The sequence below is a fragment of the Streptomyces sp. CNB091 genome, assembly GCF_000377965.1.
Genome location: NZ_KB899004.1, coordinates 25,139 through 37,340, shown reverse-complemented (window position 1 = coordinate 37,340; position 12,202 = coordinate 25,139). Strand labels below are relative to the sequence as shown.

Annotated in this window: 11 protein-coding genes; 9 read left to right on the top strand and 2 right to left on the bottom strand. The window is 73.0% G+C overall.

All coding sequences use genetic code 11. From position 1 onward, the window contains the following. Window positions 1-58: 58 nt before the first annotated feature. Window positions 59-808, bottom strand: a complete 750-nt coding sequence (locus D581_RS0125160; protein ID WP_018959955.1) for a LuxR C-terminal-related transcriptional regulator — start codon at window positions 806-808, stop codon at window positions 59-61. Window positions 809-1,047: 239 nt separating this feature from the next. Between D581_RS0125160 and D581_RS0125155 the strand changes: the two genes are divergently transcribed. From D581_RS0125155 to D581_RS1000000141700, 5 genes are all read left to right on the top strand, one after another. Further along, entirely contained in the window at window positions 1,048-2,358 is a 1,311-nt protein-coding gene (locus D581_RS0125155; protein WP_018959954.1) for a hypothetical protein, read from the top strand. A 704-nt stretch (window positions 2,359-3,062) separates the two neighbouring features. After that, the gene (locus D581_RS0125150; protein ID WP_018959953.1) at window positions 3,063-4,604 is read left to right on the top strand and encodes a phage tail sheath family protein; all 1,542 of its coding nucleotides are present in this window, start codon (window positions 3,063-3,065) and stop codon (window positions 4,602-4,604) included. Window positions 4,605-4,666: 62 nt separating this feature from the next. Beyond that, a complete protein-coding gene (locus tag D581_RS0125145; RefSeq protein ID WP_018959952.1) occupies window positions 4,667-5,107 on the top strand; it encodes a phage tail protein in 441 nt (146 codons plus the stop codon). Continuing rightward, on the top strand, window positions 5,104-5,610 hold the full coding sequence (locus tag D581_RS0125140; RefSeq protein ID WP_018959951.1) for a hypothetical protein: 507 nt from the start codon (window positions 5,104-5,106) through the stop codon (window positions 5,608-5,610). Before D581_RS0125145 ends, D581_RS0125140 begins: the two co-directional genes overlap by 4 nt. Beyond that, the gene (locus D581_RS1000000141700) at window positions 5,607-5,765 is read left to right on the top strand and encodes a DUF6760 family protein (protein ID WP_003966147.1); all 159 of its coding nucleotides are present in this window, start codon (window positions 5,607-5,609) and stop codon (window positions 5,763-5,765) included. Before D581_RS0125140 ends, D581_RS1000000141700 begins: the two co-directional genes overlap by 4 nt. 1,530 nt (window positions 5,766-7,295) lie before the next feature. On the opposite strand, the gene D581_RS1000000142240 is transcribed toward D581_RS1000000141700, so the two are convergent. After that, the gene (locus tag D581_RS1000000142240) at window positions 7,296-8,081 is read right to left on the bottom strand and encodes a hypothetical protein (RefSeq protein WP_018959949.1); all 786 of its coding nucleotides are present in this window, start codon (window positions 8,079-8,081) and stop codon (window positions 7,296-7,298) included. 466 nt (window positions 8,082-8,547) lie between these two features. Here D581_RS1000000142240 and D581_RS1000000142235 point away from each other — a divergent pair, with 466 nt between their 5' ends. From D581_RS1000000142235 to D581_RS0125105, 4 genes are all read left to right on the top strand, one after another. Continuing rightward, window positions 8,548-9,072, top strand: a complete 525-nt coding sequence (locus tag D581_RS1000000142235) for a hypothetical protein (protein WP_018959948.1) — start codon at window positions 8,548-8,550, stop codon at window positions 9,070-9,072. Window positions 9,073-9,167: 95 nt separating this feature from the next. Continuing rightward, entirely contained in the window at window positions 9,168-9,593 is a 426-nt protein-coding gene (locus D581_RS0125115; protein ID WP_018959947.1) for a phage tail protein, read from the top strand. A gap of 58 nt (window positions 9,594-9,651) precedes the next feature. Beyond that, window positions 9,652-10,374 (top strand): CIS tube protein, encoded by a 723-nt coding sequence (locus D581_RS0125110; protein WP_018959946.1) that lies wholly within the window; start codon window positions 9,652-9,654, stop codon window positions 10,372-10,374. Beyond that, on the top strand, window positions 10,371-12,152 hold the full coding sequence (locus D581_RS0125105; RefSeq protein WP_018959945.1) for a VgrG-related protein: 1,782 nt from the start codon (window positions 10,371-10,373) through the stop codon (window positions 12,150-12,152). The genes D581_RS0125110 and D581_RS0125105 overlap by 4 nt, the downstream gene beginning before the upstream one ends. Window positions 12,153-12,202: the final 50 nt, after the last annotated feature.

The window sequence follows — 12,202 nt, the reverse complement described above, 5'->3', positions numbered from 1 at the left end:
GGCGCCGTGCCCGCCCGCGCCCGGCCGGGACACCTGGCCGGACGCGGGGCGACGGTCCTCAGATCAACCCGTGCCGCATCGCGTATCCGACCGCGTGGGCCCGGTTGCGCAGTTCGAGCCGGGTCGCGACCTCGTGCAGCACGTTCTTGACGGTGCGTTCGGAGTACGAGGTCTTCTGCGCGATCTCCGCGGTGTCGCAGCCCTCCGAGACCAGCCGGATCATCTCCGCCTCGCGCGCGGTGAGGGTGGAGAGCGTGAGCCCCCGGGGGTCGAGGACCGTCCGCTGGAGGGAGCTGACGTGGTCGAGGAGCTTGCCGAGCAGATCGCCGGGCAGGACGCCCTCGCCGTTGGCCATCGCCCGGACCAGGTGGACGAGCCGGTCCTGGTCAGCCTCGCCGCGCCGGAGCACGGCGGCGACCCCGCACTCGATCATGGTCTGGAGGGCGCCCGACTCGAAGAACCCCACGACCAGTCCTGTGCGGGTGGAGGTGTTGCGCTGGAGGCGGTGCAGGAGCTGGACGGTGGGGTCGTCGACCATGTCCACCACGACCAGCGAGACCTGGGCCCGGTCCGCCTCGGCCTCCGGCAGCAGTTCTATCTCGGGCCGCACGCGCAGTTGGTGGATCATGCCGGTCTGCAGGATCAGATCCTCCGCGTACACCGCCACGGAGACCCTGCCCCCGGGCGCTCCCCCGGGGCCGGCCGTGCGGCGGTGCGCCGCGTCGGGCCTGCGGTAGTGCCCGCGCGCCGCCGCGCCGTTCGCGGTCGCGCTCACCGTGCTGTTCGTCGTGTCCGTGATCGTCGTCATCGTTCCGTGCCCGTCTTCCTCAGGTACTTCAGCCCGATATGCCTGCTCGTCCTCACGTCGCCCCCCGCCGGCCCAGGACACGGCCCGCGGGCGCGCGGAGGGGGCGCGGGGACACTGTGCCGAGGGGCCCGCGGGGCACCACCCCTGCCCGCTCGTTGCCCTCGCGTCTCTGCTGCCGAGCGGTGCGGGCGGCCTAACGTCGCAGAGTGACCACATCTGCCGAACTCGAAAGCCCCACGGTGACGGTGTCGCCTGGCGGTACCGCGACGACCACCCTGACCGTGCGCAACGACGGCGACATCGTCGAGGCCTACACACTTGAGGTGGTCGGCGACTGCGCCGCCTGGAGTACCGTCGAGCCGGCGCGTGTGTCGCTGTACCCGGGCACCTCCGAGACGGTGGCCCTGACCTTCGCCCCGCCGCGCTCCCACGAGGTCCTGGCGGGTGAAACCCCCCTGGCCGTACGGGTCCTGCCCGTGGAGCGGCCCGAGTCGGTGGTGGTCCCCGAGGGCACGGTGACCGTGGAGCCCTTCCACGAGCTGCGCACGGAGCTGGAACCGCGCCGCCGCCGGGGCTGGCTGGGCGCCCGCTTCGGTGCCGCGGTGCAGAACAAGGGGAACACCCCGGTCGATGTGGCCCTCGCGGGCAAGCAGGCCGGAGAGGATCTGCGGCTCACCTTCACGCCGGACAAGAAGCGACTGGAGCCGGGAGAGTCCGCGGAGGTCAGGCTGAAGGTCCGGGCCCGGACGCTGATCTGGTTCGGGGAGCCCGTCACCTGGCCGTTCGAGGTCCGGGCGACCGAGGGCGCCGAGGGCGCGGCCGAGGACGAGCAGCCTGGTGCACCCGAGCCGCTGCCCGGGGAGTTCGCCCAGATACCGGTGCTGCCCAAGTGGCTGCTGATCGTGCTGGCGGCACTGCTGGCCCTGCTGCTCGCGTGGTTCGCGCTGGTGCGGCCCGCGGTGAAGAGCACGGCCGAGCAGGCGGGGACGAAGGCCGCGCAGAAGGAGGCCGAGCGGGGCAAGGAGCAGGGGTCGGTGCCGCCCGGCGGCGCGGAGAACCCGGCAGGCGGTCAGGGAGAGGGCGCCGGTCCGGACGGAACGGGCCCCGGTACGGGCGGTTCCGGCCCGGGTGGTTCCGGCCCGGGCGGCTCCGGCGGAGGCGGGGGCACCGGCGGGAGCGGTGGCGGTGGCGGTGCGCAGCACTCCAAGACCATCGATGTGAAGACCTCGGCGGGACGCTCGGCAGAGGGCGTCTACAAGGTGCCTGCCGGGAAGGTGTTCGGCGTCACCGACATCGTGGTGGCGAACTTCCAGGGGGACGAGGGCATCGTGACGATCTCCTTCGGAGAGAACAAGATCACGACGATCGCGCTGGAAACCTTCCGCAACCAGGACTATCACTGGGTCACCCCCATTCAGGTACCGGAGAACGCCACCGTCACCGCCTCCGTCACCTGTGCCAAGCCCGGCACTCCGGCAACCGGTACGCAGGCTTCCAGGTGCCATCAGGTTCTGAATGTCAGCGGCGAACTGAGCGATCTCGCACGATAGAAACAGCCACGCCGGGCGTTCTGCTTCGCCTGTCGACGAGACAACAGCAGAAACCCGGTCGAGAGGAAACCCGGCGTGCCGGGGGGTGGCGGATTAGCCCTCCCCGGCACACCAGAGGTCTCGGCCAGTTCGGTCGCCCGCGGCGACGACAGCACCGGAAGAATATCCGCACCCGATGGCCGCGGGCACGAACGTGCCTGCTCAGAAACGTTTCTGACGGCCCGGCGATGAACGGCGGATGCCCGTTCGGAGCGTTCCCGTGCCCGGTTTCCGCTCCTGTATACGCCCGCATCCCCCCACCTTCTCGGCGCATTCTGGCCGAATCGCGTCACCTCGGTCGGCTCGCCCGGCGACCCCGGACGGCGCTCGGCCTTCCGGGGTTTACCGGGAAAAAGAGATACCAAACACATCAGGTCCCTGGCGCGGCGTCCGCCTTTTCGCTCACCCCCCAGCGAGGGGCGGCGGATTCGGGCCGTTCCGTAACACAATGTTCTCGTTCTCTTCACGTCGCCCGGGGAATGCGGGCCGGCTCCGCGAATACGGCTACCAACCCGCCCGGCCCGCCAAGGGCAGTGTTACCCGGCGTACGGGGGCCCGGAAAGGCAGCCGCATTGCCCCGTGTCCAGGACTCTGGGGCCTACTCCCCGCCCGGCCGGACGGTCAAGACTGGCCAGTGATCGAGTGACCGTCCAGAAGGAGCGAGCATGCCGTCGTACCTCACCCCCGGTGTTTACGTGGAGGAGGTGCAGTCCGGAGCGCGGCCCATCGAAGGTGTCGGCACCGCGGTCGCAGCCTTCGTCGGCTTCGCCGGGACGGGCCCCTTCCACCAGCCGACGCTGGTGACCAACTGGGACCAGTACGTGCAGACGTTCGGCGCCTTCACCGCCGACACCTATCTGGCGCACGCCGTCTACGGCTTCTTCGCCAACGGCGGCGGCGCGGCCTACGTCGTCCGCATCGGCGGTCCCGCCCAGGGCGCGGAGGCCACCGCTCAGGGCTCGGTCGCCCAGACCCCCGCCCCGGTCGCGCTCGGCGGGTTCCTGGTCTCCGCGAAGCCCGGCACGGGTGCCGACCTCTCCGTGGAGATCGCCGACGCCGAGGGCGAGAACCCCCCGGAGGACCGCTTCCGGCTGCTGGTGCGCCAGGGCGGCAAGGCCGTGGAGACGTACGACGTCTCCACCCGCAAGAACGTCAAGGGCTACCTGGTCACCCAGGCCCGCGACTCCAAGCTCGTCCAGGTCACCGAGCAGCCCGGCACGGCGCAGAGCCGCCCCGAGAAGCAGACCGTCGCCCTCGCCCCCGCCGCGGCGGGCGCCCCCGGCTCCGGTGTGGCACGGCTCGACGCCTCGGAGTACGTGGGCGACGCCTCCGCGCGTACCGGATTCTCCGGCCTCGAAGCGATCGACGAGATCACGATGGTCGCCGTCCCGGACCTGATGAGCGCCTTCCAGCGCGGCGACATCGACGCCGAGGGCGTCAAGACCGTGCAGCTGGCGGTCATCTCGCACTGCGAGCAGATGGGCGACCGGGTCGCCGTCCTCGACACCCCGCCGGGCATGAACGCCCAGCGGGTGCGCACCTGGCGCAACGAGGACGCCGGTTACGACTCGCGCTACGCGACTCTCTACTACCCGTGGGTCAAGGTCTTCGACCCGGCGAGCGGCCGCAACACCCTGGTCCCGCCGAGCGGTCACGTGGCCGGCGTCTGGGCGCGCAGCGACAACGAGCGCGGTGTCCACAAGGCCCCCGCCAACGAGGTCATCCGGGGTGCGGTGGACCTGGAGATCCGCCTCAGCAAGGGCGAGCAGGACCTCCTCAACCCGATCGGCGTGAACTGCGTACGCGCCTTCCCCGGCCGCGGCATCCGTATCTGGGGCGCGCGCACCCTCTCGTCCGACCCGGCCTGGCGCTACCTCAACGTGCGCCGCCTCTTCAACTACCTGGAGGAGTCCATCCTCCTGGGCACCCAGTGGGTGGTGTTCGAGCCGAACGACGACCGCCTCTGGTCGAGCATCCGGCGCAACGTCACCTCGTTCCTCACCGAGGAGTGGCGCCGCGGGGCGCTGTTCGGCCGCACGGCCGAGGAGGCGTTCTACGTCCGGTGCGACCGGAGCAACAACCCGCAGGAGTCGATCGACCTCGGTCAGGTCGTCTGCGAGATCGGGGTGGCCCCGGTGAAGCCCGCGGAGTTCGTGATCTTCCGTCTCTCGCAGTTCTCCGACAGCACCAGCCTCGTCGACGAGTGACCCTCGCGGTCCTCCCCCACCCCTTCACTTTCTCCATCGATCAGAACAGGTGACACAGAGTCATGGCAGAGGGCGACGCTCTTTCCACCCATATCTTCGGCGTACAGCTCGGTGGCTATCTCGTGGAGTCCATCCAGGAGATCAGCGGCATGACCGTCGAGGAAGAAGTCGTCGAGGTCCGTCAGGTGACGGCCGATGGCAAGCAGATCATCCGCAAGCAGCCGGGCGCCCGGCAGGCGGGCGAGGTGACGATCACCCGCGGGCTCGACCAGAGCAGCGAGTTCACCACCTGGATCAAGGAGACCCTCAACAACGGGGCCGTCGACACCGCGCGGCAGAACCTCACGATCGAGATCAAGGACTCGACCGGTGCGACCGTCCGCCGCATCCAGCTGATGCAGGGCTGGGCCTCCAAGTGGGAGGGCCCCTCCCTCAAGGCCGGCGAGTCCAGCGCGGCGACCGAGACGGTGACCATCACCTTCGAGGAGATCGTGGTCGAATGAGGCGCCGGACCGTTACGCCGGGCGGCGGCCTCGAAGAGGTCCTGGACAACCTCGCCACGGCGCCCGCCGCACGCGAGGAGGCCGCCGTTCCCGCCCCCGCCCGCCCCCGGGAACGGGAACGGGAACGGGACACGCTCCAGACGGAGTTCGCCTTCGAGCTGCCGCGCGGGTACGTCGACGACGAGGGCCGGGTTCACCGCAGCGGCACCATGCGGCTCGCGACGGCCCGGGACGAGCTGCGCCCGCAGATCGACCTGCGGGTGAAGGAGAACCCGGCGTATCTGTCCGTGGTGCTGCTGAGCCAGGTGATCACCCAGCTCGGCACGGTCACCGATGTGCACGCCGGGGTCGTCGAGCGGATGTACGCGACCGACGTGGCGTTCCTCCAGGACTTCTACCGCCGGATCAACAGCGAGGGCCACACGCATGCCGCGGTGACCTGCCCGCTGTGCCACGGGTCGTTCGAGGTGGACCTCTCGGGTGGGCGCCTGGGGGAATCGTGACGTACGCGCTTCCCCGGCTGCGGGAGGAGATCGCGTACGTCGCCTACCACTTCCATTGGCAGCGTGAGGACATTCTCGACCTCACCCACGGCGAACGTCAGCAGTGGGTGCGGGAGATAGCGCGGATCAACACCCGCGTCAACGAAGGCGGGTGATCGTGTGGGGCTCGGGGACTGGCTGCGCCGGGCGGACCGGCAGCGCTCCGGCGCACCCTCGCGAGAGGACGCCGGGCGCATCGGCGTGTCCGCCGTACCCACACCCGTCCAGGACTCCGGCCCGGACCATGGCCCCGCAACCGATTCCGGTTCGGCTTCCGGCTCGGATTCCGGCTCGGATTCCGGTTCCTCGGCGGCTTCCGGCGGGGACGGTGGTGGCTGGGACGGCGGCTGGCGGCGGGTGGCCCCGCCGACGGTGACCGTCGCCCGGTCCTCGATCGGCGTGAGCGACGGGCTGCGGTTCCGTTCGCGGCTGGCCTCCTGGCAGAACCCGGCGCTCGGCGGGGAACTCGGCCACTCCGTCCTGCCGTCGGCCCCGGTCGGCCTCATCCACGGCGTGGCCCGCCCGGGCGCCGCAAGGACCACGTCCCCCGGGGGGCCGCTGCTGCTGCGCGCGGTCCGGCCCCCGGGCGCCGACGACCCCGCCGCTTCCACGACGGACCTGCCGCCCGCCTCGGTGACCCGGGCGGCGGCCAGGGACAGCGGGACGAACGGCGGTACGGGGACGGGGAAGCCGGGCCCCGGATCGCCGAAGGTCCAGCGGGCGAGCGCGGCACGCGCCCCGGCGCCGTCCGTGTCCGCCGCCAACCGGTCGCCGGCGGCCGGGTCGCGTACATCGGGCGGGTCGAGTACGTCGGGCGGGTCGAGTACGTCGGGCGGGTCGAGTACGTCGGGCGGGTCGGGGATCTCCCGTACGTCGGGTACGTCGGGTACGTCGGCTGCGCCGGGGGCGTCCCACCCGTCCTCCTCCACGGCCCCGTCCGACTCCACGGCTCCATCCAGGTCGTCCGTGTCCTCCGGTGCGCGCCCTCCCGCCGCCGTACGTCCGCAGCGGATCGCCCCGCCGCTGATCGTCGCCCGGGGTCCGGCGATGCCACTGCGGCAGATCGCCGGGCTCGTGCCCGCCACGCCCGCCGCCCCTTCCCCCTCATCCGCTTCCTCCGCATCCCCCGCGTCCTCCGCTTCTTCCTCGGCAGCCGCGCCGTCAGCCGAAGCCGCCGCCCCCGCCGTCCAGCGGGCCGGGACCGAGCGGCGCAGCGGTCCGGACCGTGCGGTTCCGGAAGGCGACGCCCCGTCTCCCGGCCCTGACTCCGGTCGGCCCGCCGCCGATGTGGTGCGTCCGGCCCTGGGCCGGCCTCTGCGCGAGATGCCCGCCGGAGCCAGGCCGGCCGGTGCCGACGGACCGGCGGGCGTCGTGCCGTCCGCCCCGGCGGCGGCCCACGCGGCGGAGATGCCGGTGCTCCAGCGCCAGGCTTCGGACCCGCAGAGCCCGCAGAGCCCGCAGAGCCTTCCGGCCACGACGGCCCCGACACCCGCGACACCCACGCGCCGTCCGACCGGATCGACCGGGTCGGCCAAGGCAGCGACACCTGCGCCGTCGCCTTCGCCGTCGCCGGCACCGCAGCAGCAGCCGTCGTCACCGGAGAACCGTTCCCGTACGCCCCAGTCGCCCCGGTCGTCCCCGTCACCTCAGTCGTCCCAGGGCACCCGGCCGTCCGGTTCGCCGACGGCCTCGGGGCCCTCCCCTTCGGTGCAGCCGGCACCGCGGGCCGACGCTTCCGGCAGCGCACGGGCCCGTGCGCGGGGCGGGATCGGCACGCCGCTCACCTCGTTGCCGCCCACAGCCCGGCTCGGCGGCGACGCGCCGCTGCTCGGTGACCGCGCACCCGCCGGGGCGCGGCCGGATCCGGGTCGGCCCCGGAACACCGGGCCCGCTGTTCCCGCCCCCGCTCCGGGGCCGCCGGGCGCGCCCTCCGCGATGCCGGTGCGGACGGCTTCCGTCCCGCCCGCCGTATCCTCAACACCCGCCGGGTCGTCGTCCGGAACCGCGGCCGTCCAGCGCGCGGCGGACCCCGCCCGGGCCCGGACCGGTCCGGCCTCCACGGCTCCCCCGCCGCCCGTACGCGTCCGGCCGATCGCTCGGGGCCGTACGGCGCAGGGCTCCGCCGGCGCGACGCCGTCGCCCGTGGTCCAGCGGTCACGAACGCTGCTTTCCGGCCGCGCCCTGACGGTGAACACCGGTTCCACCGAGGGGTTTTCGGCGCCTCCGACGACGGCGACGCCGGGCGGCGGCACCGCGCGCCCGGTCGTGGCGGCCACCTGGCGGCGCGACGTGCGGCAGCCGGGCGCCGACGCTCCCTCACCGAGCCCCACCGACGGGCGGACCGGTGGCGGGCCGAACGCCGGCCCCCAGCGGCCTGCGTCCTCCGGTACGGCTTCGGGGCCCCTGGTCCAGCGCTCGGCGACCGCGAGCACGGCGCACCGGGGTGGTGACGCCTCCCCCGGCCGGGCCCGGGGCACCGCGAACCCGAGCGCCGTACCCGCCGACCGCCACGACAGAAGCGCGCCGGGTCGCGCGCCGGAGACCACGACCGCCCACGCCGGGCGCGGTCCGTCCGCCGGTGGCGTACTCCAGCGACTCGTACGACGGTCCGGGCGGGCGTCAACGCTCTCGCCGACGCCGCCCGGCACGGCCACACCGCCGCAGGCTTCCGGGCCGACGCCCCGCCAGGCTCCGCAGCGGGTTTCCGAGCCGGCGTCCCCCCGGAGTCCGCAGCGGGCTTCCGCACGGCACGCCGCCCCGGCCCCGGACCGGGCCGCCGTCCCGGCGGTCACTCCCCCTGCCCCTGCCCCTGCCCCCGCCGCCGCCCCTGTTGTTCAACGCGCCGCACCGCTCCCGCACACCCTGCCCTCCCGGCCGGGGACGCAGGGTGCCGCGCCGATGCCTCCGGTGTCCGTCACCGCCGCCGCCACGCGTCCCGTTCCCGTCGTCCGGCCGCATCCGCCCGAAGCGGCGCGTCCGGAAGCCGCCGTACCCGTACAGCGGCTGGCCATGCCGGTGACGCCGGACGGCGCCGGTCCGCCGCTCACCGGGCCTGCCCCCGCGGGCGACGCCGCTCCCGGCGCGTCGCCCGGACTCTCCGTACGGGTCCCGCCCCGCGCGCCCGCACAGGCCGCCGGAGCGGGCCGCCCGGAGAGCAGGGCGCAGGCGGTCCAGCGTGCGGCGGCGAAGGCCGGGATCACCGGGGTTCCGGTGCAGGCCGCCCCGCCGAAGCCCGCGGCCGGGGCGACGGGCGCGGCCACCGGCTCCGACGACGCTTCCGACGCTCCGTCGGCGAACCGGTTGAGCGGAACGGAGATCGAGGAGCTGGCCCGCCGGCTCCTCGACCCGGTGAGCCGGCTCATCCGCGCCGATCTGCGCCGGGGCAGGGAACGCAGCGGGCGGCTGCACGACGGCCGTCGCTGACCGCCCGACCGCCCCGGCGCCCGCCCGGCGCACCGGGAAGAACCGCACCGCCCCGCACGACCCGTACGAGAGACAGCAGAGAAGACGAGAGACGCATGACGGACAACATCTTCGCGACGAGCGTGTTCTTCAAGCTCGCGATCGGCGGCAGCGACCTGGGCGCGTTCCACACCTGCTCAGGTCTGGGCGCCGAGGTGGAGATGGAGACGTACGCCGAGGGCGGGAACAACGGATTCACCTGGCAGCTGCCGGGGCGGATCAGCTGGACGAACATCACGCTGACCCGTCCGGTGACCGCCGACACCCTCAAGATCGCACGCTGGCTGAACGAGACGATCCAGCGGGTCGAGCCCAAGGACGGCGAGATCGTGGCGCTGCGGCCCGACCTCAGCCGGATCATCAGCTGGCAGGTGCACGGCATCGTGCCGGTGCGCTGGCAGGGGCCCTCCTTCGATCCGGCCAACTCCGAGGCTGCGATCGAGACGCTGGAGATCGCGCACGAGGGCCTGGAGCCCTCCTGAACGGCACCGACGCCACCAACGCATCCGCCAGGAACCGGACGAAGGAAGGAGGAACGCAATGTCACCCGCTCTCCGCGCGAGCCGCGCTCGCGCCCAGCTGACCATCATGGAGCCGCCGTCGACGGTCGGCGCCAAGCCCGGCGGGGCGCTCGCCCGTCTCACGTTGCAGTTCAACCCGTCGAAGCTGTCGCTGAGCAAGACCACCGAGTGGCGGCGCACTCCGTCCCGGATGGCCGGGCAGTCCGCGCTGCCCGAGTTCGTCGGCAGCGGGCCGCGGGCCCTGTCGCTGGAGGTCTTCCTGGACGCCACCGCCACGCACGACAACTCCGTGGAGAAGGCGGTGGAGAAGTTGATGACCGCGTGTGTCCCCACCCCCAAGAGCCTGGCCCGCAAGACGCCCGCCAGCCCCTGGGTGCGCTTCGACTGGGGGACGTCCAAGACGACCTCGTTCGACGGGGTGCTCTCCAACCTCTCGGTGTCCTACACCCTGTTCGACGTCGACGGGAAGCCGCTGCGCGCCACCTGCTCCCTGTCGATCGAGGAGGCGAGCGTCGACCCGGCCGGACAGAACCCCACCTCGGGTTCGAAGGAGGCACGGCGCACCCACCGGGTCGTGGCCGGGGACAGCCTGCCGCTGCTGGCCTGGCGGGAGTACGGCGACGCCACCGCCTGGCGGACCATCGCGCACGCCAACGACATCGACGACCCCATGCAGTTGACCCCGGGCAGGGAACTCCTCGTGCCCGGACGGGAAGACCACCTGGCGGAGGAGAGCCGATGAGCGGGAAGGAAGCTCCCGGCCGCTCCTTCGCCGCCGACCCGATCGTCGAGGCGCCCGCCGAGCTGCCCGCCGCCTGGGCCACCCAGCTGGTGAGCTGTGTGGTCGACGAGAACGTGGGCCTGCCGGACACCGCCGTACTGATGTACCGGGACCCCGACCACACCTTCCTCGCCAAGACCGGCATCGGCATGGGCACCCCGCTGAAGGTCTCGGTCGTCACCGCGCGGGACCGGGCGCGCGAGCGGCTGTTCACCGGGGAGGTCACAGCGGTCGAGCTGGACACCGACACCACCGGCTCGTTCACCGTCGTGCGGGCGTTCTCCAAGGCACACCGGCTCCAGCGCGGCCGGAAGGTCGTGGCGTACCGGAACATGAAGACGGCGGACATCGTCCGCAAGGTCGCCGCCGGCGCCGGTCTGGTCTGCGGGCGGGTCGAGGCCGCGCCGGTCACGTACAAGCAGGTGACCCAGCCGAACGTGTCGGACTGGGAGTTCCTCCAGCACCTCGCGGCCGAGAGCGGGGCCACCGTACGGGTGGACGAGAAGGGCCGGCTGCAGTTCACCAAGCCGGACCCCGCCTCCTCGGCCCCCTCCCCCTCGACCTCCGCCACGCGCGACCCGATGGTCCTGGAGTACGGGAACAACCTGCTGGCCCTGCGTGCGGTGCTGACGGGTGCGGACGGGTCGGACAGCGTCGAGGTGCGCGGCTGGAACGTGGAGACCAAGACCCGGCTGGTGGCCCGGCAGCAGTCCGTCCGCAGCGCCACCGTCACCCCGGGGATGAGCCCGTCGACGGCGGCCAAGATGTTCGGCTCGGGCTCCCGGACGACGATCGCCGACACCCCGTACCGCACCCAGGCGGAGACCCGTGCCGTGGCCGGTGCGCTCGCCGCCTCGGTCAGCGCCGGCTTCGGGGAGATCGAGGCGGTCGCCAACGGGAACCCGCAGCTGCGGGCGGGCATGCCGGTGGCCCTCGGCAACGTGGGACCCGCCTTCTCCGGCCGCTACACCGCGACCGCCGCGCACCACGTACTCGAACCGGACACCGGCTACCGCACGACGGTGATCGTCAGCGCCTCGCCGGACCGGTCGCTCTCCGGCCTGGCCTCCGGCGGCAACGCCCCCTCGCGCGGCCCCCGCATGCCGGGCCTGGCGATCGGGGTGGTCACCGACATCCGCGAGGAGGGCCGGGGCCAACGCGGCTGGGTGCGGCTGAAGTTCCCGTGGCTCGACGACACGTACGTCACCGACTGGGTCCGTACGGTGCAGTGGGGCGGCCAGGGCGGCGGCGGGGTGTTCAGCCCCGAGGTCAACGACGAGGTGCTGGTCGGGTTCGAGCAGGGGCTGCTGGACAGCCCGTACGTGCTCGGCGGTCTGTACAACGGGGTCGACAAGCCCTCGCCGCACGACGTCCCGCTGGTCGACCCGACGAGCGGGAAGGTCAACCGCCGTTCCCTGGTGTCCCGTTCGGGCAACCGGCTGGAGCTGCTCGACGCTCCGCGCGGCCCTTCCGGGGTGCGCATCGCCAGCGGTGACAAGCGGCTCGACGTGATGCTCGACGAGAAGAAGGGCGAGATCACGCTGACGGTGAAGGCGCGCGGCGGCACCCGGGACCTCAGCTCGGTGACGCTGTCCGCCTCGGGCATCACGCTCGACGCGGGGGCCACGGGTGACGTGAACATCACGGGCCGCTCGGTGACCGTCAACGGCAGGACGGGGGTCACGGTCGACGGCGGGCTGCTCGCGGTCCTCAAGGCCAAGCTCATCAGGATCAACTGACCGCCCGCCCACCGCGCGCCCGTCCGTCCCCCGCGCGCCCACCACACCTG